The following is a 23,753-nucleotide window of genomic DNA, read 5'->3' on the forward strand; positions in this document are numbered from 1 at the left end:
TTAAATATGATGATTTCTATTTATCTTTTTCTCATTTTATAGTTGAGCACCAGGCCATATACGATAAGCACCACCGTAGGGACAATCAACGCACGCGTGTACCCCTGAAGGGTGATCTGCAACAACCAACAAAACACCAGTACATAATATATGGCCTTGGCTACGACTAATCCTTTCATATCGCGGGTTATCTCAATTTAGCACCCAACTTGGCCTGCAAGTTTGCAATCAACTTATTCATGATTGCGTCGATTTGCTTGTCGTTCAAAGTCTTCGTCTCATCTTGCAGCACGAAGTTCACGGCATAACTCTTCTTCCCGGCTTCCAGGTTCTTTCCTTCGTACACATCAAAAAGCGTCACTTCCTTCAGCAGCTTCTTCTCTGTGGAATAGGCCACCTTTTCTACTTCGGCAAATTCCACACCCTTGTCCAACAAGAGAGCCAAATCGCGGCTCACAGCGGGGAACTTGCTGATTTCCGTGTAACTGATCTTGTTGTTGCGGATGGCCTTCATCAGAAGTTTCCAGTTGAGGTCGGCATAATAGACTTCCGCGTCCACATCCATCATCTTCCGTATCTTCCGGCTCACGATACCCAACATGGCCAAGACCTTACCGCCACGGTTTTGAATTTCGATACCTTTTGAATAGATATCGTTACGGCTCGGCGCAAAAACCAATGCACCGAAATTCACACCCAAACGGGTCAGGATGTTCAGCACGTAAGCTTTCAGTTCATAAAAGGAACTGTCTTCGTCGGGATGCGCCCACGAACCGCTCACCCGCTTGCCCGTCACCCACAGTCCGAGGTGATAGTCTTCCGAATAAGCGTCGAGCACATGCTTGATGACCTCCGGGTCGCGGCTGCTGCTCACTCCGGGAATGATGTCGGGGCATTTGTCCTCTTCGCGGAAATAGTAGCAATTCCCGAACTCGAAGAACTTCAGGTCGGCATTCTTGCGGTTGGCGTTATGTGCCACACATTCCAACCCGCCGAACAGCAGCGTCTGGCGCATCGCATTCAGGTCGGAACTCAACGGGTTCATCAGTTTCACCAGATGCGAAGCCGGATAACTCTCCAACCCGTCATAATAAGCGGCACGCTGCAAGGAATTGTTCAGGATTTCATTGAAGCCGCAACCTACCAATTGTTCTGCCACGAGGTTCTGCAATTTGTGGCTTTTGTCTTCATCGCCTTTGACATTCAGCGTGGATTTCACAGATGAAGGAATCTCCACATTATTATATCCGTACACGCGCAAGATGTCTTCCACCACGTCGCACGGGCGCTGCACGTCCACACGGTAGGCCGGCACCTGAAGCTTCAATCCCTCGGCCGTTTCCTCCAGAATCTTCATCTCCAGGCTCGTCACGATGCTTTTCACCGTGTCCGCCCCGATATTCTTTCCCATCAGGCCGTAAGCGTATTCATAATTCAAGTCCACGATGAAATCAGGCAGCGGGTTGGGATATACGTCCTTAATCTCCATGGCGATTTCCCCGCCTGCCAGTTCCTTGCACAACATGGCAGCCTGTTTCAGTGCATAAATCACACCATTCGGGTCGATGCCACGCTCGAAACGGAAAGAAGCATCGGTGCTCAAGCCATGACGGCGTGCGCTCTTGCGAATCCACGTCGGATTGAAATAAGCACTTTCCAACAATACGTCACGGGTCGTTTCATACGTTCCGCTCCCTTTTCCGCCGAACACACCGGCAATGCACATCGGCTCTTCTATGTTGCAAATGGCCAAATCGCGGTCGCTCAGCTTATGTTCCTCACCGTCGAGCGTCACGAAAGGCGTACCTTCGGGCATGGTCTTCACCACCACTTTTCCCCCTTTGATCATGTCGGCATCGAAACAGTGCAAAGGCTGTCCGTAGGCGAACATGATGTAATTCGTCACATCCACGATATTGTTGATGGGGCGCAGACCGATCGTGCGCAATTTGTCTTGCAACCATTCCGGACTTTCCTTCACCTCGCAATTCCGGAGCGTCACGGCAGCATAACGGGGACAAGCCTCCGCGTTCTGCACTTCGATGTCGATGTCCAACTCGTGGCTGTCCACCTTGAAACTGTCGCACGACGGACGATGCAAAGCCGTCTTATGGCCGTTCTGCACCAACCAGGCATACAGGTCGCGGGCCACACCGTAATGCGAACAGGCATCCGCACGGTTGGGCGTGATGTCCACTTCGATAAGATAGTCGCTCTTCAGGTTATAGTATTCCGCAGCCGGGGTTCCGGGCACAGCCGTCCCAGGCAGCACGATGATGCCGTTGTGGTCCGTACCGATACCAATCTCATCTTCCGCACATATCATGCCATTGCTCTCCACCCCGCGCAACTTGGATTTCTTGATGGTAAAACATTCGTCGCCGTCATACAATTTGCAACCCAACGTAGCCACCACCACCTTCTGTCCGGCTGCCACGTTCGGCGCACCGCACACAATCTGTACTGGTTCCCCCTCGCCGAGGTTCACCGTACATACGTGCATGTGGTCTGAATTGGGATGGGGCACGCAAGTCAGCACCTCACCGACGACCAGTCCCTGCAAACCGCCCTTCACCGGTTGCACTTCTTCCACGCAACCCACTTCCAGGCCTTCCGACGTCAACGCATCGGCCACTTCCTGAGCTGTCAAATCAAAATCGACATACTCTTTCAGCCAATTATAAGAGATATTCATATCTTAAGATTTTAATTTATTTCGAAATAACGCGCAAAAATACACTTTTTCAGGCAATCCGCCAAGAAGAATGCAGACAAAGCCTCAAGAAGCCAACGAGTTTCATTCCACCACCGGAACCACCCGTCTTAAAAAGGAAGAGGCCCCTCGGGCAAAGGCGCACCGAAAGGAGAAGCCGCATCAGACGGAGGCATCATGTCGGCCGCAGGCAAAGGCACATCCGCTCCCCGTCCGGTACCGAAAGCCACGGCCTCGCCCGGCATGGGCACGTAGGCATCTTCTTCCGGGTCCTGGAAACGGGCGTATTCTCCACGGAATTTCAGCAGCACGTCGCCCACGGCACCGTTACGGTGCTTGGCGATGATGATTTCCGCCATGCCGTGCAGGTCGTGCCCTTTCTCGTCCTGATATATCTTATAATATTCGGGACGGTGGATGAAACAAACCATATCCGCATCCTGCTCTATGGCACCGGACTCACGCAAGTCGCTCAACTGCGGACGCTTGCCGTCGATGCCCTCACGGTTCTCCACCCCACGGTTCAGCTGGCTCAGCGCAATGATCGGAATGTTCAATTCCTTGGCCAGCCCCTTGAGCGAACGCGAAATGGTGCTGACCTCTTCCTGACGGCTGCCGAACGACATGCCGCTGGCATTCATCAACTGGAGATAGTCTATCAGGATAATCTTGACCCCATGCTCGCGCACCAAACGCCGGGCTTTCGTACGCAACTCGAAAACGGACAGCGACGGCGTGTCGTCCACATAAAACGGCGCATCATACAGTTGGGTGATTTTATTATCCAACTGCGACCATTCGTAAGGCGCCAACTGCCCGCTTTTCAATTTCTCTCCCGGAATCTCGCACACGTTGACAATCATACGGTTGACCAACTGCACGTTGCTCATTTCCAACGAGAACATGGCCACGGGAATCTTCATGTCCACCGCCATCTTTTTGGCCATGGAAAGCACGAAAGCCGTCTTTCCCATGGCCGGACGGGCCGCGATGATGACTAAGTCGGAGTTTTGCCAACCGGAAGTCATCTTGTCCAACTTCTCGAAGCCGCTGCTCAACCCGCTCAACCCGTCGCTGCGTGCCGCCGCCTTCTGCAACATGTCGTAAGCCTCGCGAATCACGGGATTGATTTGCGTATAGTCCTTCTTCATGTTCTGTTGCGAAATCTCGAAGAGCTTTCCCTCGGCCTCCTGCATCAGGTCGTCCACGTCCACCGTCGCGTCAAAAGCCTTCGTCTGCACCAGACTGGTGAAGGTAATCAGCTCGCGCGCCAAGAATTTCTGCGCGATGATACGGGCGTGATATTCGATATGGGCGGAAGAAGCCACTTTTCCACTCAACTGCGTGATATAGAACGGACCACCCACTTCCTCCAATTTGCCCATGGAGTTCAGGTGTTCCGTCACCGTCAGGATGTCCACCGGCTTCTGTTGGAGATTCAGCGTGCGGATGGCCTCATAGATAAGCTGGTGGCGGTGGTCGTAAAAGCTCTCGGGACGCAATATCTCGCTCACCTGCGAATAGGCATCCTGCTCTATCATCAAAGCACCCAACACAGCCTCTTCAAATTCAAGAGCCTGCGGCTGCACGTGCCCGTAGGCATCCTCCTCCGGCACGTTCACTTTGGCGCGCACGGATGTGCGCCGCCCTGTCTTTCTCGTTTCTGCCATATCAAGTCTGGTTTTGCGTGCAAAGATAATCCTTTCCCTCCTAAAAAAAGCCTGTGGGCTGCATTCTTTTATGAAGATTTTATCTACCGTTGCCAAACATTGTTTACCTTTGCATACATAAAACATCATATCATGATTTGCCATCCCAACGCTAAGATCAATTTAGGACTGAACGTCACGGAACGCCGTCCCGACGGTTACCATAACCTGGAAACCGTGTTCTACCCCATCCCACTGTGCGACACTTTGCAACTCGAAGCTGCCGGCAACACGGACAGCCGCCCGGAAGGTATCTTTCCCGACGGCATCCCCGTGCAAGAACACGCCACGGAAGATTATACATTCCGGTGGGGCGGCATCGGCATCGACTGCCCGCCGGAACAGAACCTGCTCGTCAAGGCTTTGCGCCTGATACAGGAACGCCATTCCCTTCCCCACCTTTCCATATCGTTGCATAAGCAAATCCCGTCGGGCGCAGGCTTAGGGGGCGGCTCGTCGGACGCGGCCCATACGATGAAAAGCCTCAACCAAATGTTCCACCTCGGCCTGTCCGACAACGAACTGGAAGAACGTGTAACCGGCTTGGGAGCCGACTGCCCTTTCTTCGTACGCAACCGTCCGGTATTTGCCACAGGCATCGGCAATATCTTCACTCCCGTCGGCCTTTCCCTCTCCGGATGGCACCTCGTTCTGGTGAAGCCCGGTATCTTCGTGTCCACGAAGGAAGCCTACGCCCGAATCATCCCCCGAAAGCCCGGAATACCTGTAACAGACATCATCCGCCGCCCCGTAGAGGAATGGAAAGGCCTCCTGACGAACGATTTCGAAGAAGGAGTCTTTGCCCTCCATCCCGAAATCGCAGACATCAAGGTACGGCTGTACGACCGGGGAGCGGCATACGCTTCCATGAGCGGTTCGGGTTCGAGCGTTTTCGGCCTTTTCCGGACGGCACCGGAAGAAACGGATATGCGCAGGCTTTTCCCGGGAAGCTTTTATTTTCAGGCCTTGCTTTAGGTGAACTCCCCTTTCTCACCACATCCTTCACCATAAGCCATTGAATGACAGTATCAAAGCAGAAAGGGTGAAGGATGTTTTCACACCGCGAAAACGCATCCGCGTGAAAGCTCGGTGAAGGCCAAGAGCACAGAGCCTTCACCATAAGTCGCTGTCATTGAGGAAGTATGAAGGATGCGAACCCTTTTTTGTATTCTCGTATAGAAAGGGGTGGAAGACGGGAAAAAGCCTTCAATACATGCCTCAAACGATGCCAACCGATTCAAGAATCGCTTGGCTGAGATTGAAAAATCATTCGGCTGAGAACGGAAAATCGTTTGGCGGTCATTTTTTCGGCCGTTTCACGTCCCTTGGGGCATATCTCCTGCTCCCCAATCCACGATACTCAAATCTTTCACCGGATGATAGAACGTATCGGGCATACGCTCGTTCATATACTTGCTTTCGTAAAGTTCTGCCGGTCCCCAGGAAACTTGGAAATTGTAGCCGAAATTTTCAAACTGCCGAACCAGATAATTGCCGTTATACGCCATAGTGGGCAGCAGGAACTCGTAATGGATGGAATCATTGCGTGTCATGAACTCCGCCACGTCCGTCAAGAAACCATGACTGACATACAAGATGTGACACCAAGAGAAATAAAGATGTTTAAAAGGACAGTCCTGTATATACCGGACAGGCCAATGTTTTTGCGGACCGCCCTCCACATCGGTGGCAATATGGATATAATCCACCGCGTCCTCGACATTGACCCGTTGGACGAAACGGCGAAAATCCCCATGTAGCACAATATCATTTTCCATCAGCAGGTAATGGTCGTAACGATATTGTTCCGCACATTCCGCCAAAGCTACAAAAGTGTTGGGTAGCAACCTCTCATTCTGATAGAAAAAACCTTTCAATCCGACAGACTCAAAAAAACAGAAGCGAAATCCGGGGTAATCATCTTCTTTTATCGGATGGGCAGATTGGTCGTATAAAACCAAAAGGTCCATCACCCCTTCCACTTCCTTTTTGAGGTAAGCCAAGTAATCCAATATGCCTTCGTCCAATTTATGTGTGGCAAAGACCAAACAATTATGATTGTAATTTTCCATTATCTTCTATCTTACTTGTTTTAGTTTATTACTTCACCGGATGATAAATCATACCAGGCAATGCCATTTCACCCTCCGTATGAGCAGGACGGAAACGATGGGTACATTTGTCCCCGCAAACATCATTCGGGTCATCCGTATAAAACAATCCCGGACAACCGGTGTATATAAATCTGCCATTCCCCCCGAAATCGGATATTTTCAAATTGAAGCATTTGAACAATGTAGGCATCAACACCTCATTGTGTCCCCTGTCGCCCAATAGGCATCGCTCGTTCAGTAAAGAAAGCGCCCTGTTAGAGAAACGGCATATCGGATTGAAAGAACGTAACAACATCTTATGATTCAGTTTGATATTGACCAATTCTATCTCTTTCCATCTTGTCCATCGGGTATCCCCGGAAAAGTCTCCAATATGGGCAGAAATAAAATCGTCATCCTTATCCGCAAAGAACTCGAAATAGTTTTTCCAATCCCCATTGAAACGGACATCATATTCTATAAGCCAATAAAAGTCATAACCGGTATGTTTGAGATAAAAGTCCAACATCACGAAGTGGAAATTCCCGTCCATCAAAGTACATCCCCACGAACGATACCCCAACCTATTGAGTTCCTTGACGGTGAAGGGGAAAGAACGGATGCCATCCGGCAGCGTGATGCGCACCTTGTCTGCCTGAAAGCCGACATACAATGTGGCAAAGTCCTTGGTCTCTTCATGTAACTTGATGATTTGCCGTTCTATATCCTCATTATAAATATGCGTCACAAACAATATTGCCGTCTTCATAGCCTTCTCCTTATTTTACAGTGTGATACATGATTTCAACTAACATTACCGCATCTTCCAATGTCATCAACTGCGGCCGAAGGTTTTTCATCCCCTCTTGCACCCTTGCTAAAAAATAACCATCGTGCGTCAACAGATAAAGACGGAACAGCATATATACACGCTCCACTTGAGTACACTCCATACGTTCTATTTTGCGTTCCAATACTCGAAGTTGTTCCCTCGTTTCCATTCCGCAAGCCTGCATCAACGTGAGGGCATCCACTGTAACCGCAGGATCCTCCTCCCCCATTCGGCCTTGCAACAAAACGGCCATCCTCTCGCAGTCATCGCGATGTTCCTTCGCAGGACGGTTCTGCATCTTGGCCAAGTAATAACGCCCTATCCCGGCCAAATCCTCCACCGGCATCGTTTCCCTGACATTTTGCCTGATATACGCATCCACCGTTTCAAGCAAATCTTCGGGATTCTCCTCTATAAGCCCTTCTTTTGACAGATATTCTATCAGCCAACAACATCCGCTTATACCGCTCCGGAAAGTCATATCGTGCATCACCGTCCCCAAACTGTCCTGCGCCTTGCACAACAAATCATAACCCGCATCCGCATAGTTCTGCATCTGTGTCATACGGGCAAACAGGAACAGGAAGTGTACATATCCGAAGTACCCGTCCTCGCCTGCCGAGAAAGCCGATATTCGTTCTGTTCCTATCCAATGCCCCAACGTGTTGCAGAGTTCCCTGAAGGTGTTCCTGTCACAGCAATACCGTCTTTCAGAAGGCAGGCAATCATAATGAAGCACCTTGGTAGACAGGTTATATTTTCGCAAGTAAGCAGCCAGTTCCCTGTTATGGATGGCCTGTCCCGATTGGATGGGACGTGTATGCACCACGCTTACTTCATCGATGACGGCCATGTCCCTTTGCGAAGCATTAATGAGCACCGGCCAATGGGTTTCCGTCCCCCATCCCGTCTCGTTCTCATTAAAAGTGAACAACACTTTGTTTAACGCCTCACGTGAGAAACACGGCACCATCATTTCCACAAAATTGATGTACCGCAACTTGCAATACCGGTCTTGCAACGTATGGCTCCACGTGTAATAAGACATACGCAATGCCGGCTGTGCAATCTGCAAACGGTAACGCCGCATGGACTCGAAGAGGGCATTGATGGTCGCGGCATCCATTTGGATGTCATCATCCGGAAAGAAGAAATAATCATACCGCTCCTTCAACTCCGGATGCATCTCAAGATACCGGTAGATGACTCTCAACTTATATCCTTTGATGTGGCAAATATACTCCGTGTCTCCACGAAACTCTTCCATGGAATCATCGTAGACCACCAAGTGCAAGTCGAAATTGCACTCCCCCTTCAGCCACATACGGTGCAGGCTGTTCCGCCCTATTGCCGAAATCACACAATTGGAATGGTTCATTATATTTTGTTTTTAATTTGTTGGACTGTATGTTTCATAATATCCCTCATCAGTTGCTGCGACGGCCCTCCCGACCACAGCAATCCGGCACACACCAATGCCATCACAATGACCACGATGGTTATGCCGTACCGTGTAACAAACGGCAAGCGTCCCCCCATGAGCCGCTCTACTTCCGGACAATGTTGTTTCTGCTGTTTCATGCCATGACACTCATTTGATTTTTCACTAATTCATAATACCTGCCCCGTTTTTCCAACAAGCTTTGATGGTTGCCGCGCTCCACAATCTTTCCCTTGTCCATCACGATGATTTGGTCGGCATCCTTTACGGTACTCAGGCGATGCGCACTGACCACCACCGTACGTCCTTTGTAGAAACAATGCAGATTGTCCATGATGTGGGCTTCATTGGTGGCATCGAGCGAATTGGTCGCCTCGTCGAGGAAAATATACTCCGGATTCTTGTAGATGGCACGGGCTATCAGGATGCGTTGCCGCTGTCCTTGGCTCACCCCCTTGCCCTCCATGCCGATGACGGTGTCATAGCCCAAAGGAAGAGACTCCACAAAATCATCAATCCGCGCCATACGGGCGGCACTTTTCATACGTTCTTTATCCGCCTCGTCTGTATTGAAAGCAATATTCCCCTCTATGGTATCGGAAAAGATAAAACTGTCCTGCATCACCGAACCAGTGGCCGCACGCCAAGTATGAGGGTTGATGTCCGAGAGATTTACTCCTCCCACCTTGATACTGCCACGGGTCGGTTCATAAAATCCCTGAAGCAGTTTGATCAGCGTGGTTTTTCCGCATCCGCTTTCGCCCACGATGGCCGTCACCTGACGCTCCGGAATATGAATGGAAACGTCCTTCAATGCCCAATCCCGCTCCGAACCAGTGTAACTGAACGAAAGGCGCTCAATGCAAATGTCCCTTTTTTGAGGAAGCGTGGCCAGTTTTTTATCAATATCCGCCTCTTCGTCATCCTGCGAATGTATCTCATTCAACCGTTCCAAACTGATTTTCGCATCTTGGAACGACTGTGCAAAACCGATGAACTCCCCAATCGGAGCCGACACCTGCCCGATAATGTAGGTCAGGGACATCATCATACCCAGGGTCATCGAACCGTCCACCACGGCTTTCGCTGCGATATAATAAATAAGTATATGCGTGGTTTGCGTGAAAAATACCGAACCGGACTGCTGCACCTGCCCGATGCGAAGCCCTTTCAGGCCAATCTGAAAGAGCTTGACCTGTATCCGTTCCCACTCCCAACGCTTCTGGCGTTCGCTGTTATTGAGCTTGATGTCCTGCATGCCCTGTACCAACTGTATCATCTTGCTCTGTTCCAAAGCAGACTGGTTGAACCGCTTGATGTCAAGTTCTCTCCGATAGCGCATAAAGAACGAAATCCATGCCACATACAAAGCATTGCCCACAAGGAAAATGGTCAGCACCACCATGTTATAATAGGCCAGAATACCCAAATATACAATGAAATTCACTATCGAAAACACGATACGCATGCTGTTGCCCAATAGGAAGCCTTTTATCCGTCCATGGTCTCCAATACGTTGCAAGATGTCGCCCGTCATGCGCGCATCAAAAAACTGCAAGGGCATGGCCGTAAGTTTGATCAGGAAATCGGAAATCAGCGCAATATCGATACGCGAATTCATGTGCAGCATAATCCACGAACGGATGTAGTCGATACTCAGTGTGGCCACAAAGAAACCCAACTGCGCCAAAAGTATCAGGGTGATGATATCCAAATTTCGCCCGTTGATACCTTGGTCTACCATCGCTTGCGAAAGGAAAGGCAACACCATCTGTATCAAGCTCCCGACAAGCATGGCCAACAGCAACTGGCCTATCATGCAGCGGTATGGCACGAAATAACGGGTAAACGAAAAAATGCTTCTGCTGTTCTTCCGATATTCATCTTCCACCTTTCCCCAATTCTCCCCCGGTTCCAACATCAAAGCCACACCGCACCCTTTATCTTCGGCACGTCTTCCAATCCAACATCGCTCAAATTCTTCTCGGGTATAGGTAAGGCGTTGCGAGGCAGGGTCTGAAATATGGATTTTATAACTTCCCGCCTTATCTCTTTCTATACCGTAACAAACCACGAAATGACTCTGGTTCCAATACAGGATACAGGGAAATACACCCTCCTCCGCTAATTGGCTAAATGTCATTTTCATCCCCACCGTATCCAAACCGATATGTTCCGCTCCTTCGCTTATGCCCAACATATTGACTCCACGACGTGAAACATGGCAATGACGACGCAACATCTCCGCTGTATAGTCTACACCGTAGTACCGCGCAATCATACGCAAACAAGTCGGCCCGCAATCCGACACATTATTCTGTCTGAAGTGTGGAAAACGTTTCAACCTATTCATATTTTTTCAGAGTTTCCAATTTACTGTTCCCGTTTTTGATGCACTTTTAAACGACACTAAAATATCCACTAAAAAATGGGACATGAACCTGAACACCCTCCTTTTTTAGGATTCTTGTTCCAGTGAAACACCAAATGCAACATCACGTAATGGGGCAGAGAACGAAACCATGTTTCGGTACGCCCTTGCGCATTGACACTATATTGTGTGGAAGAAACCTGATGCAACAGGTCGAACGCTTCAATCCTTGCAATGAGCTTGCCTTTCCAGAACGGTTGGCTGAGCGAGGCATTCAGCACAAAGTCATCCGTATTCAATTCCGCACTGCCATAGCCCCGGCGGCTGTACATTGTGGCATCGGCCGACAAGGTGGTCTTGATACGTGGTAGGGTGTAACGGGCAGAAAGTCCGTAGTTGAAATCCAAGGCATCGAGTGTCTCGAAATCGCGCATCCGTCCTTCAGAATGCCGCCAACGGATGTCACCGGAAGCCCGGATGTTGAATGCGTCCTTATTATATTGGATATAAGTACCATCGTGCAGGACAGTGGTGTTCACCGCATTCACGTGGCTTTCCGTCTCCCCCGCCAACATGGCGTGGTCTACGGAATGGTCATAATTCGCATCTGCATTCATCTGCCATGTCCAATAACGCTTCTCGCCGATGTTGGCCGAAATGTCGAACCGTGCCGTAGCGGAATAAGCTCCGCTCACATTCATAGGCTTGTAAGTGTACACGCCCGTCACCGGATTGTAACTCGCTGACTGCGCCACGTCACGGTGGCGGTAGTTGAACGACGCGCCCGCATGCCATAGGCTGACGTGCGTCCCGTATTTCCGGGTATAATCGACATTGGCACTTGTCGTGGCCGTCCCCTTCAAGTCGGGATTTCCCTCCTTAACCACAAGCGGTTGGCTGTCGTCGCGATAAGCTATTTGGTTCAACAGGTCGGCAGGGGAACAGTTGTATCCGACCCCGACACGAAAGTCGTGCTTACCGTCTTTCGACATATGGCGGAAGGCGGCATTGGGCGTAAAGAACACCCAAGTATCGTGTGCCAAAGTGTCGATGACACCTCTTTTGTAATCTAACGATTGATGAGAAACGGGTACGTCCACACCTATCCTCCATTGGTCGTACATGATTTTCAAAGGAGAATCTCCTACACTATAAGATGCTTGTTGGCTTAACGCAAGATAGACTTTATATTGCCAATTACGTTGGTGGCTGTCATAAGAATTGGACGGGTCGGTAATGGCCGTCAGCATGTCGAGCTGCGAGGCCAACAGCAACGTGTCGGGATGATAGAGGTAATCATGGCTCCGGTCACCTGAGAACTGCACGTTCCCTCCCGTTAGAAGATTTACCTTGCCCCATAGTTCGGAAAAGGTAAAGTACGTATTCAAAGAAAAGTTTGTCCAACGTTTGGAAACGTCGCTGGCATTATAACGTACGTCTTCAGCCTGCGAAACTGTCCGCCATGTGTCGTAACGGTTGGATAACCAAGACTGGTTATCACTGTACCGGAAAAATAAGGAGTATCCACCATGCCATTGTTTCTCCTTGTTGATGTTAAAAGTTCCTCCTGACTCTTGGCAAAAAGCCCATCCGCGTCCCTCGCTCAAAGCATTGGTACGCATGGAAGCTGTCAAATCCTTATCCCATTGCTCAAACCCGGAACGTCCCCGGGCATCCCACTTGTCATAATCAAAATAAGACGTGAAATCAAAGTAAGACGGTTTTTTGAACACCAAACGGTTGACCAATTTCAAGTGCCAGTTGTCAGATTCGTTACGGTTTTCCGTAAGCGACATGGGTTTGCTACCTTCAAGAAATTGCTCATAGCGTTGACGCATCTCCGATTCGGTATTGGACGATGTGAAATCGGCATTGAAATTGTTCGTCACCTTTTTATCTTTCGATTGGTAATCCAAATCGGTCGCTACGCTGCGCGTAGTGAGAAGCGACTGGGGCATGGTGGCCGGAGACCAATGGCCATGCTCACCGATGTGGCGGCTTTCATTCACGTTGTTCACATTGCCCAACAACGCATACCGCCAGCGGTCAGCAAACCCCAAAAGGAAGCCGCGCCCCAACCACCGGTCTTCCGTTCCGCCCGCAGCTTCCACGTTGGCAATATATCCTTGGCTATATTCGTTTTTCAAGTTTACGTCCATCACATACTTGCGCGGTTCCACATCGTATCCCAACGCCTCACTCTTGTCCGTCTGTTTTTCATATACTTTTAGGTTTTTCACCGTATAATAAGGTAGGTTTTCCATCAGTACTTTCTTATTTCCACGAAAAAAAGTGCGCGAACCGAGCAGTAACTCATCCACCCGTCGCCCGTTCACGAATATCTCGCCGCCGTCATTCATCGTCACGCCCGGCAACTGGCGTATCAAGGCATCGAGCATCGAACCATCGGGCAGTTTGAAAGCATCGGCATCATATACCAATGTATCCCCTTTATAATACATCTTGACCTTGGTGGCTTTTACAACCACCTCGTCCAAAGCCAAATTACGCTCCTTGCGCATCTTAATGGGTTCTTCCAATCTTACGGAGCTATTTTCAGGAAGAAGGACGGATACCGGCTTCCACACATCAGTATAACCCGGCAGGGTAGCATGTACTAAATAATCCCGTTTTTCAGCTTTAACTGCTGCAGAAAACATCACCTGCAGAAGTTTTCCATTACGGTCTATAAAATCCACAGTCTTTGCAGAATCCACCACAACTGTACTATCCGGATTGAGAATAGATACCTTCACCCCACTAAGTGGAGTTTTCAAAAAATCATCTTCTATCTCACCGACTATTTCTACGGTCTGTGCATAAGAGTGTACATAACAAAAAAACAATAAAATATGCACTAACAATTTTTTTCCATCCATATCGTCATCAATACTACCATCTTTACTCAAATAACACACTAAATTCCATCGGCATCAACGATGGGATGCCGACGGAATATTAAAATTGATTTTACTCACAAAAAGGAATGGCTTTCACCTCTGTTCCAACTTGTTCATACTTAATAGCACATTTGCCTAACATTATCGCTTGATGCCCATCACAGTAACCCAAAGCATACACACAAGTCATACCTCTTGTATATACAGTACATTCATCCAGTGCAGTCATATCCAAACCACCTTCAACAGCGGCCAACTCTTCACGGGACAACATCCTGGCATCATTCAAAGCAAATCTTTTAAGCTTCTTCATCATGTTTCTGTTTGGAAAGTTAAACAATCACACTGACTCTTCTGCAGAGAGCGACTCTGCTCCCAATGGCGTAGTGCTTCGGCCATTGATATCGTGTACGATATTTTTTCTTGGATATTCTATCCGACAGTTTATTAGCATCACCAAATCCTCTATGTCATACTCGCGAGGCAAAAGAAAACCATTCACCAATACCGTAGGTGTAGCCGTAAATCCATATCCCTTGCACCACCGGAAATGCTTCTGTACTTCTTGCTCCACTTCGTCCGTATGAATACGATCCGCATGCTCCTTCACAATGGATTCATATCTATTCTTTCCTCCGGCATACCATTCGCCATATATCTTGAGTGTGGCTTCCGGATTGTCTTTGTCGTAACACGAAATAAGGTATCGGCAACTGTCTTCCGCCTTTTCACTGAAAGCCGTGAAGATGTACTGCACACAAAGGTCGTCGCCATACCACTTTAGCATGTCCTCTACCCTTTTATGTAACCTTGCACACGGATTGCAATGTGGATTGCTGAGAACCGTGATATGCAAGTGAGCCTCTTTATTTCCGAAGACGACAGAAGAATCCTCTTCCGAAACCTTGTAATAGGTACTGCTTTCTATCAAAGCTTTGGCCACAACACTATTGGCTTTCAATCCCTTGTATTGCTGTACCATACGGATGCGCTCTTTGTCCGATTGATACGAAAAGACATATTGATGCACAAGCATCACACAAGCCACCAGAACCATGGCCGACCACAAGCAAGCCTCGACGGACAATGAAATGCCCCGAATATGGCAAGCCGCCATGATGCCCGTGCACCACACCACAGCCTGCACTGACACACAAAGCACACACCAGTTCTTAGCCACACGCCATTGATAATAGATGCTCCACACCCCGTAGCACATGGCCAACCCATTCACCACACGCAACACGTCAATACCTGATGGATAAAGCGAAAGCAACAGGATATTCGCCATAAAATAACCGAATCCGATTTCACTCCAACTGACCCCAAAAATCTTGGCATACGCCCCCTCCAATATGCTGTTGCAATCAGCATGATGGAAAAATGAGCATACCTTATCACCATATTTGCTTTCGCCCAATAACTGTTTCTGCATAAGCATGAAACAAAGGCACAAGCCTACCAGATCCAACGACATGCAAAACAAATGGAGAAAAGACAACTCACCCCAATTATTTACACATCCCATCCCTGTAGCAAACACCAATAGGGTTGGCAGACAAAAACATCGAGCCACGAACTGCAAATCTTCCCACCGATGCTTTTTGAAATCCGGCTCACCGGCCTTTTCCAAATCCTCCACCACCAACACATTGCCTGTCCAATCCGACTTGAAAGCTTCATGCGTGGATGTCTTCTTCTTCCCCTGTTGCCAGAATACAATCCGGCTCCCATTGCTCTCCAAACCGATAACAAAATCATTTCCCGTATGGAAAATACAGGGATAGCTGAGATTCAGCAAATCCTTGTCCTCCATATATACACCCAAAGCCCTGACGCCATACACTGCCAACATCTGCTTCAGCCCGTACATATTGCCTCTATGCGGATGTTCTTCGTACAAACGCCGCACATACCGCTTTGTATAGCGCACCTCTAAAGCGTCGAGAAAAGATTCCAATATATTTTTCATTTCAACAGATAACTTATCAGAGTTTCTTTATCCATACTGCAGATTTTCACCAGTTCCCGTCTCAACCGGTCTGCATCGTCTTTCGACTGGTAACTGGAACTCGCACCACGGGGATGATACAGGTGATAGAGTTGCCCACTCTGAGTCCATGCCACCTTGTGTCCGAGTATCCTTACACGGTGCATCCGTTCCGCATCCTCAGGACTCCAACCAATAAACCGTTCATTCTCGCCTCCACATTGGAAATAACGCTGACGATGCACCAAATAAGCTCCTCCGAATAACCTACGTCCAAAAAAAGAATTTAGTCTCATGCTACGCAAATATTCCAAATCCGGCTTTTTCCTTGTATGCACCGACATTTGTTCCGAAAGCATCACAAACTGTCCGTTATAGGGATAAGCAATGGTGCATCCTTCAAGAATCCGTTGCACCGCTTCACCAATCTGAGCGTAACCGACCAACACATCCGTGTCCCATACTCCTACAACCTCCGTACCGGCCATACGCAGCAATTCATTGATATACCGCGTGCGATGAAAAACCTTCGAAGCATCTTCCACGAAAGTGTACTCCACCCCATCCGGCCAAGCTTCCTCCCCAAGGGCAGGCACCGCATCGGCTTCCAATACAAGCATGCGACATCCTAAACCATCGAGCTGCCGCAATACGACACGGAGGTTTTCCCGTCTTTCTTCACAATCTATGCGTACCGGAAAGACAAAAGTAAGCTGTGATTTTAAATCTTGCAGTTGCATATCTTTAAGGCATTTTGTATTATAACTCTATCTGACGGCATCTGAAAAAGCGTATCCGAACCGGGTTGCCGCACGAGCAACGCGTTCACACACGTCTTATAAAAACCGTGTTGTCCCATACTTCGTATCATGGCCCACAATTCCACAGGCAAAGGACTCGAACCAACCACATCCTGTACCCAATCCATATAGTATATCAAATGTTCCAGTATCAGGGAAGCTTGGAAATCCCCTTCTTTCCTGTCACATAAATCCAACACCCTTTTCCATAAATATACACCGATTCCTCCCATCCCGTAAAAATCCGTATCTATGTCGGGACATTGGTTTATCAACTGTATCATACGGGAATCTATATGTTTCAGATAATCGGGCGACACGGTATAATCCGGCCTGTCCCATGAACTTTCCATCACCCCGCACGTGGCATGCACCATATCTGACACCTTATAACGGGCTTCATACAATTTGCCCACGGCATCCGCCGCCCGTTGATATGCATCCTCGTCCGACAACAACAAATTCAGACAGGACACAAGACGCTCCGTAAACTCCTCATCCATCATATTATCTTCATCAATGGATACGCGCAACTCCGGTGTGGCATCCAACATCTCCGCCAACCCAGTTGTATCCGTACCAATCAAAGGTATTTTATGACGCATCATCTCAATGGCCGTATAGCTGCATTGTTCATGAAAAGAAGGCATTACGCCGATATATGCAGACCGATAAACGTCCTCCACCTCACTGCTTGACACTTTCCCTAAAAAGGAGACACGACCTTGCAAATCCCTGCACTGCGACAAATAAAGTTGAAAATCCCCGTCCCCGGCAACCACCAAACGGATATCCGCATATTTGTCTGCAATATGCCTGAACGCATGAATCAAATAGTTCAACCCCTTAATCTCGTCCAAACGACCGACAAACAGAATTATGCGGCCATTTCCTACATTTTTATCTTTGTCGAAACATAAACCATCCCCCAAACCATTATAAACCAAGTGCATCTTATCCGAAGAAACGCCATAGCCTTCAGCCAGAATCTGTTGTGTATCTTTTGACAAGACAATGACCTCGTCAGCTAAATGCAAAAACTCTTTTTCGTTTTCCACGCTCGCCAACAAGCCTCTTTCCTTGTCATCTTTCGGCTGATACTCTTCAGCTATCAGTTCACGGAAACGGGTCTTATTGCCTTTCAGCTCAAAACACCACCCCAAATAGTGCACCGTAAAAACAATCCTGCAATCAAAGTATTGCCCTTTCAGCAAAGAGGCAAGCGGCTTATGCTGGAAATAGTTGAAATGGAACACCAATCGTTCATCATCCTCCGCCTTGATATGCCTGGCTAAAAAATAAAACACATTGCGGCAATAAGGCTCATTCTCCATACCCGAAAACAAAGCCGGAACCTTGTAATGACGGCATCCGCGTTCGTCTTCCGCTATCGAATACTCTTTCACGTCCGAAAACATGTCCACAAAAGACACTTTCACGCCGGAACGTCCTAAAAGCCCGTCTGCCAACAAACGTACGTAAGTGCCTATGCCATAATTGGCCGCACGGCTCGCATTATTGAAAATGAATATGTGCATCATACCCCTATGGATTTTAATATATAATAAGCACATCCCCCGTCTATGCCTAACGGCTTCTCGATATATTCCGCCTTTGGAAATGTGGGTTCGTTCAAAACATCCATGAAGTCCAACGTCCGGCAAGACAGGTTGTTCCTTTCCACTGTGTCCTGTAATTCCATCATATACCGACTGTCGAACGTCGTCACAGCCTCCACGCTTTGGCGCAGACCAAGGTAAAGCATCAATCCCCTCACACCTGAACGTACAGACATGTCTGTCAGCCTACGCGGATCACGTTCCATAATCTTGCGGTCTATGTCTTCCAAGATGTCATTCAAGCTACATTCCACCAAACCGCGTTTACAGAGGAACGTCGTGCCGTAACCGATACCGGCCAAACCGCGTTCCAAACCTACCGGCATATCGGTATGCACCCCGTCATACACTTGTTGGAACAACTCCCATGCGTACTCGCGCATCACCTCGTCTCCATAAGCATCAGCATACAGATACAATGCGACCACCACACCCATCTTGCCATGAAACAGCCCAAGCTCTTGCATATAACCGCTCCGTAACAGCAAATAATCCGCGATTTTATCCATTTCTTCTTTCATACACTTACTAAGTAACAAACAACCATATTCGTGCTTTATACAACCTGGTTCATATTCTGACGGAAATAGGCTATAGTCTGCGACAAACCTTCATCCAACCCCACCACCGGCTTCCACCCGTCCAACACGGATGCGGCCAATGTAATGTCTGGCCGCCGGCGACAGGGGTCGTCCTGTGGAAGAGGTTTATACACAACAGGCGATCGGGAACCGGTCATGCGTAACACCCGTTCCGCCAAATCGTTTACCGAAATCTCGTAAGGGTTGCCGACATTGATGGGGCCATGCGGCACTCCGTCCCGCATGGTGCGGACTATCGCCTCTATCAAATCTGTCACGTACTGGAACGAACGTGTCTGGGTGCCGTCGCCATGGATAGTCAAAGGCTCGCCGCGAAGTGCCTGCACAATGAAATTGGACACTACACGACCGTCCTCCGCACTCATCTGCGGCCCGTATGTATTGAATATGCGAATGATACGTGTATCTACACCGTATTCTTCATGATAGTCGTGGAACAAGGTCTCGGCACCTCGTTTCCCTTCGTCGTAGCAACTGCGGATACCGAAAGGATTCACATTGCCCCAATATGATTCGTTTTGGGGAGAGACTTGCGCATCGCCATACACTTCACTAGTGGAAGTAAACAGGATTCTTGCCCCTTTCTCTTTGGCCAGTTCCAGAAGATGGATGCTGCCAAGGACGGAAGTCTTGAACGTATGTATCGGAGATTTTTGATATTGCACAGGAGAAGCCGGACAGGCCAAATGGTAAATCTCATGCAATGCCCCGGATACGGGCAACCCATTTACGATATCATGCTCGAAGAACCTGAAATGCGGAGAGCATAACAAATCTGCCACATTGGCTATCCGGCCGGTCTGCAAGTTATCCACACAGATGACTTCCCCATAACCTGATTGAAGAAGCCTCCGGCAAAGATGGCTGCCCACGAAACCCGCACCACCTGCAACCAATGCCCTAAGATTTGTTTTCCATTCTTGTTTTGTCATGGCCTTACGTTTAAGTTTATGCAAAGAATGTGATTTGACTCCGTTTCGCCAAATTTTGAATGATGTTTTTATAGTTCCAAAGGCCATTTTCACCCTAAAGTGTGAAAATTATCGTTTTTTTTATTATTCTATTAAAAGGATTTTTATACCTTTGCGACAGTTAACTTGATTTCAATGGAGCTGTTATGAAAACTCAACCCACATATTTTATTCCTTACATATCACCGGAGGAATACGAAAAAACGAAGCCGCTTATAGAAGCTTTCAAGATATTTTTCGGAAGTACCACATATATCTATATTATCGATTACTTTAAAAGGGATTTCCTGTACGTATCCGACAAAATCGCCAGACTTTGCGGGGAGAAAACGGACGGAAGCAAAGGTTTCAGTTATGAAACGTACTTGAAACATGTCCCGGAAGAAGAACGGGACATGCTTTCGGAGATTCACGAAAAAGGCCTTGGCCTATTCCACACATTCCCTGCCGGTGAAAGGAAAAGCTTTACCCTGTCCTATGACATAGACCTTATCCGAAACAGGAAAAAAACACTCTTAAACCACAAACTCACTCCGTTTGCGCTTGCCCCGGACGGCCGGGTCTGGATTGCGATATGCATCATATTACCTTCGGCACATAAAGCCCCCGGACACGCCCTCATGCTGCACACGGAGACCGATACGTATTACAAATACGACCTGCTATGCCACGATTGGTACAAAAAGAAAATAAAAGGATTGAGCGAGACGGAACGTGAAATCCTGCTTTTGTCTGCCAGAGGATACACTGAAAAAGAAATCGCCGAACAGACATGCAAGTCGGTAAACACCATCAAAACCACCAAACGGAACCTGTTCAAACGCCTCGAAACGGACACCGTCGTGAGTGTCTGGGTGGACATCATGAACCGCAAGCAGATTTAAAACAAATCCGAATGTGTGCCTGTACGTACTAATGTCTTTTTTAACCTATTTCTACGTTAGCTTGTTCCGGGGTTATCTTTTTTTTCATACTTTTGCAATGGCTAAAGGACTTTTGAATGCACAAGACTGTCATCTACAACGCTGAGAAAACCATCCGTTTCCGTTGCTGGAGCCGGAAAGGATATGCCATATTCAGAAGCCTGCATAGCCACGTCACGATAGGACGCGTATGCAAAAGCATCGCTGACTCCGCATTAAGCAAGGACAAGAACACAATGAACCTTGGAAACGGAAGCAGAGGCAGTGATACCCGAACACAAAAGGAAGAAGAACCACAGCCACCGGAAGGCAGTCCGGAACTATTGTCCATCCTTTTTCTTTTTCCGGCGTCCGGATTATCTGCGGCCATAAAGCTTACGAATATCCCGGAAGCCCCTGTCACGTATTCTCATTTATTTGTCATCCATACAAGCGGAGTGACGAAAGAACCCCACCACATCCATACGGATGCCCATGGGTTTTCTTCGTCACTCCGCTCTTTTTATACTTGTTTATTATGATTGAAGAACTGGAAAAGAAAGTGCATGAAGGCCAGGCCCTCGCACCGGAAGAAGTGCTCCGGACGGTAGAAAAGGCGCCCCTTGATGCCCTATGCGATGCCGCCCACCGCATCACGTTGAAATATGCTTCGCGCAAATTCGATTTATGTTCCATCATCAATGCCAAATCGGGACGTTGTTCCGAAAACTGCAAATGGTGCGCGCAATCGGCACACCACCCCACCGGAATAGAAACTTACGGAATCGTCCCGAAAGAGGAATGCCTGCGCCATGCGCGTATCAACGAGCAATCGGGCATACGCCGGTTCTCGTTGGTGGCCAGCGGAAAACGCCCCACAGACCAGGAAGTGGACACATGGTGCGGACATCTCTCGTATCTGCGCGAAACCACCGGACTCAGCCTTTGCGTCTCACTGGGGCTTGCCTCCGAAGAACAGTTACGCAAACTGCGCCAGGCAGGAGCAAGCCGCTACCATTGCAACTTAGAAACAGCTCCTTCCTATTTTGCCCGACTATGTACCACCCATACGCAAGCTGAGAAAATAGAAACTTTACGTGCCGCCCGCCGGGTGGGCATGGAAGTATGCAGCGGAGGCATCATCGGAATGGGAGAAAACATGCGGCAACGTGCGGAACTGGCCTTCACGCTCAAAGCATTGGAAATCCCTTCCATCCCATTGAACCTGCTACACCCCATCAAAGGGACACCGCTCGAAGCCATACCGCCGTTGAGCGAAGAAGAAATCCTGCGCACCATTGCCTTGTTCCGTTTTGCGAATCCTTCCGCATATCTCAGGTTTGCCGGAGGACGCTCCCAACTGGGCGACGAAACGGTACGCCGGGCCATGTACACGGGAATAAACTCGGCCATCTCAGGCGACTTGCTTACGACGATAGGATCAAATGTAGAAGAAGATGTAAAACGAATCAAAGAAACGGGATATGAATTATGAACTGATTACCGACAACTTCGACCGGGAACACCTGTGGCACCCCTATACCTCCACGATTGACCCTCTCCCTACCTACAAAGTGAGACGGGCGGAAGGTTGTGTCATTACGCTAGAAGACGGCACGGAACTCGTGGATGGCATGTCGTCGTGGTGGTGCGCCGTGCATGGATACAACCACCCTGTATTGAACCGTGCCGTGGAAAACCAGTTGCGGAACATGTCCCATGTCATGTTTGGCGGACTAACACACGAACCGGCCATCGAACTGGGCAAACTGCTATTGGACATAGCCCCTCCTTCCATGCAAAAGATATTCTATGCCGACAGCGGTTCGGTGGCCGTGGAAGTCGCATTGAAAATGGCCGCACAATACCAATATGCGGCCGGGAAGCCGGAAAAGAACAACTTCGTGACCATCCGTTCCGGTTACCATGGCGACACATGGAACGCCATGTCGGTATGCGACCCCGTTACGGGCATGCACAGCCTGTTCGGCTCCGCCCTCCCCATACGGCATTTCGTCCCGGCTCCCCAATGCCGGTTCGACGGGGAATGGGACGAAAAAGACATACTTCCGCTGCGCGAGACCATAGAGCGGCACCATAGCGAACTGGCCGGACTGATACTGGAACCCGTCGTACAAGGTGCAGGAGGGATGCGTTTCTACCATCCCCGCTATTTATGCGAGGCGGAAAAGTTGTGCAAGGCATACGGCCTGCTGCTCATCTTCGACGAAATAGCCACCGGCTTCGGACGGACGGGAAAACTGTTTGCATGGGAACACGCCGGAGTGGAACCCGACATCATGTGCATCGGCAAAGCCCTGACGGGCGGCTACCTGACTTTTTCCGCCGTACTGACGACTGACCGGGTAGCCACCTGCATTTCAGCCCACGCCCCGCACACCTTCATGCACGGCCCTACGTTTATGGGCAACCCGTTGGCCTGCACCGTGTCTTGCGCTTCCGTCAGGCTACTCCTGTCTTACGGATGGAAAGAAAAAGTACTACGCATAGAAAGTCAGCTCCGCAGGGAACTGGCTCCGGCCCGCGACCTGCCCCAAGTGGCCGACGTACGGGTGTTAGGTGCCATCGGAGTGATAGAAATGGAACATCCCGTGGACATGGCATGGATGCAACGCCGGTTCGTGGAAGAGGGAATATGGGTACGCCCGTTCGGACGGCTGGTATACGTGATGCCTCCGTTTGTCATCCGGACGGAGGAACTGACAAAACTGACAAGCGGACTCTTGAAAATCGTAAGAGAAATACCCGCTAGACAAAGGCAGCCATTATAAACCGTAACAAACCACACA

Annotated in this window: 18 protein-coding genes and 1 pseudogene; 4 read left to right on the top strand and 15 right to left on the bottom strand. The window is 49.0% G+C overall.

What is annotated here, in order from left to right:
• Positions 1 to 20: 20 nt before the first annotated feature.
• The 3 genes from E0E47_RS17260 to dnaB form a co-directional block, all read right to left on the bottom strand.
• On the bottom strand, positions 21 to 179 hold the full coding sequence (locus tag E0E47_RS17260) for a hypothetical protein (protein ID WP_172604661.1): 159 nt from the start codon (positions 177 to 179) through the stop codon (positions 21 to 23).
• An 8-nt stretch (positions 180 to 187) separates the two neighbouring features.
• The gene (gene pheT / locus E0E47_RS05950) at positions 188 to 2,695 is read right to left on the bottom strand and encodes a phenylalanine--tRNA ligase subunit beta (protein ID WP_130893196.1); all 2,508 of its coding nucleotides are present in this window, start codon (positions 2,693 to 2,695) and stop codon (positions 188 to 190) included.
• A 128-nt stretch (positions 2,696 to 2,823) separates the two neighbouring features.
• On the bottom strand, positions 2,824 to 4,383 hold the full coding sequence (gene dnaB / locus E0E47_RS05955) for a replicative DNA helicase (protein ID WP_130893197.1): 1,560 nt from the start codon (positions 4,381 to 4,383) through the stop codon (positions 2,824 to 2,826).
• Positions 4,384 to 4,515: 132 nt separating this feature from the next.
• On the opposite strand from dnaB, the gene ispE reads away from it, so the two are divergent.
• On the top strand, positions 4,516 to 5,397 hold the full coding sequence (gene ispE / locus E0E47_RS05960) for a 4-(cytidine 5'-diphospho)-2-C-methyl-D-erythritol kinase (RefSeq protein ID WP_130893198.1): 882 nt from the start codon (positions 4,516 to 4,518) through the stop codon (positions 5,395 to 5,397).
• Positions 5,398 to 5,738: 341 nt separating this feature from the next.
• On the opposite strand, the gene E0E47_RS05965 is transcribed toward ispE, so the two are convergent.
• The 12 genes from E0E47_RS05965 to E0E47_RS06020 all read right to left on the bottom strand — a co-directional run bounded on the left by E0E47_RS05965 (position 5,739) and on the right by E0E47_RS06020 (position 20,002).
• The gene (locus E0E47_RS05965; protein WP_130893199.1) at positions 5,739 to 6,494 is read right to left on the bottom strand and encodes a hypothetical protein; all 756 of its coding nucleotides are present in this window, start codon (positions 6,492 to 6,494) and stop codon (positions 5,739 to 5,741) included.
• Between the two features lie 28 nt (positions 6,495 to 6,522).
• Positions 6,523 to 7,284 (bottom strand): hypothetical protein, encoded by a 762-nt coding sequence (locus E0E47_RS05970; RefSeq protein ID WP_130893200.1) that lies wholly within the window; start codon positions 7,282 to 7,284, stop codon positions 6,523 to 6,525.
• A gap of 10 nt (positions 7,285 to 7,294) precedes the next feature.
• Positions 7,295 to 8,725, bottom strand: a complete 1,431-nt coding sequence (locus E0E47_RS05975; protein ID WP_232038350.1) for a DUF707 domain-containing protein — start codon at positions 8,723 to 8,725, stop codon at positions 7,295 to 7,297.
• Positions 8,725 to 8,928 carry a hypothetical protein gene (locus E0E47_RS05980; RefSeq protein ID WP_021981341.1) on the bottom strand — a complete coding sequence of 68 codons (204 nt, stop codon included), beginning with the start codon at positions 8,926 to 8,928 and terminating at the stop codon, positions 8,725 to 8,727. Before E0E47_RS05980 ends, E0E47_RS05975 begins: the two co-directional genes overlap by 1 nt.
• A complete protein-coding gene (locus E0E47_RS05985; protein ID WP_130893201.1) occupies positions 8,925 to 11,141 on the bottom strand; it encodes a peptidase domain-containing ABC transporter in 2,217 nt (738 codons plus the stop codon). The genes E0E47_RS05980 and E0E47_RS05985 overlap by 4 nt, the downstream gene beginning before the upstream one ends.
• Before the next feature lie 68 nt (positions 11,142 to 11,209).
• A complete protein-coding gene (locus E0E47_RS05990) occupies positions 11,210 to 13,936 on the bottom strand; it encodes an outer membrane beta-barrel protein (protein WP_172604662.1) in 2,727 nt (908 codons plus the stop codon).
• 193 nt (positions 13,937 to 14,129) lie between these two features.
• On the bottom strand, positions 14,130 to 14,375 hold the full coding sequence (locus tag E0E47_RS05995; protein WP_130893203.1) for a hypothetical protein: 246 nt from the start codon (positions 14,373 to 14,375) through the stop codon (positions 14,130 to 14,132).
• Between the two features lie 24 nt (positions 14,376 to 14,399).
• On the bottom strand, positions 14,400 to 16,031 hold the full coding sequence (locus E0E47_RS06000; protein WP_130893204.1) for a vitamin K epoxide reductase family protein: 1,632 nt from the start codon (positions 16,029 to 16,031) through the stop codon (positions 14,400 to 14,402).
• Positions 16,028 to 16,789, bottom strand: a complete 762-nt coding sequence (locus tag E0E47_RS06005; RefSeq protein ID WP_130893205.1) for a galactosyltransferase-related protein — start codon at positions 16,787 to 16,789, stop codon at positions 16,028 to 16,030. The genes E0E47_RS06000 and E0E47_RS06005 overlap by 4 nt, the downstream gene beginning before the upstream one ends.
• A complete protein-coding gene (locus E0E47_RS06010) occupies positions 16,771 to 18,390 on the bottom strand; it encodes a glycosyltransferase (protein ID WP_130893206.1) in 1,620 nt (539 codons plus the stop codon). The genes E0E47_RS06005 and E0E47_RS06010 overlap by 19 nt, the downstream gene beginning before the upstream one ends.
• Positions 18,387 to 18,989, bottom strand: coding sequence for a hypothetical protein (locus E0E47_RS06015; RefSeq protein ID WP_130893207.1), 603 nt, complete (start codon positions 18,987 to 18,989; stop codon positions 18,387 to 18,389). The genes E0E47_RS06010 and E0E47_RS06015 overlap by 4 nt, the downstream gene beginning before the upstream one ends.
• 35 nt (positions 18,990 to 19,024) lie before the next feature.
• A complete protein-coding gene (locus tag E0E47_RS06020) occupies positions 19,025 to 20,002 on the bottom strand; it encodes a UDP-glucuronic acid decarboxylase family protein (RefSeq protein ID WP_130893208.1) in 978 nt (325 codons plus the stop codon).
• A gap of 185 nt (positions 20,003 to 20,187) precedes the next feature.
• Here E0E47_RS06020 and E0E47_RS06025 point away from each other — a divergent pair, with 185 nt between their 5' ends.
• The 3 genes and pseudogenes from E0E47_RS06025 to bioA all read left to right on the top strand — a co-directional run bounded on the left by E0E47_RS06025 (position 20,188) and on the right by bioA (position 23,735).
• Positions 20,188 to 20,925 (top strand): helix-turn-helix domain-containing protein, encoded by a 738-nt coding sequence (locus E0E47_RS06025; RefSeq protein WP_130893209.1) that lies wholly within the window; start codon positions 20,188 to 20,190, stop codon positions 20,923 to 20,925.
• A gap of 116 nt (positions 20,926 to 21,041) precedes the next feature.
• Complete coding sequence (locus E0E47_RS17530) at positions 21,042 to 21,485, top strand: hypothetical protein (RefSeq protein WP_130893210.1); 444 nt, start codon at positions 21,042 to 21,044, stop codon at positions 21,483 to 21,485.
• A pseudogene (bioA, locus tag E0E47_RS17840) lies at positions 21,479 to 23,735 on the top strand (adenosylmethionine--8-amino-7-oxononanoate transaminase). The gene E0E47_RS17530 and the pseudogene bioA overlap by 7 nt, the downstream one beginning before the upstream one ends.
• Positions 23,736 to 23,753: the final 18 nt, after the last annotated feature.

Source organism: Paraprevotella xylaniphila YIT 11841, assembly GCF_900683745.1.
Lineage (GTDB): Bacteria > Bacteroidota > Bacteroidia > Bacteroidales > Bacteroidaceae > Paraprevotella > Paraprevotella xylaniphila.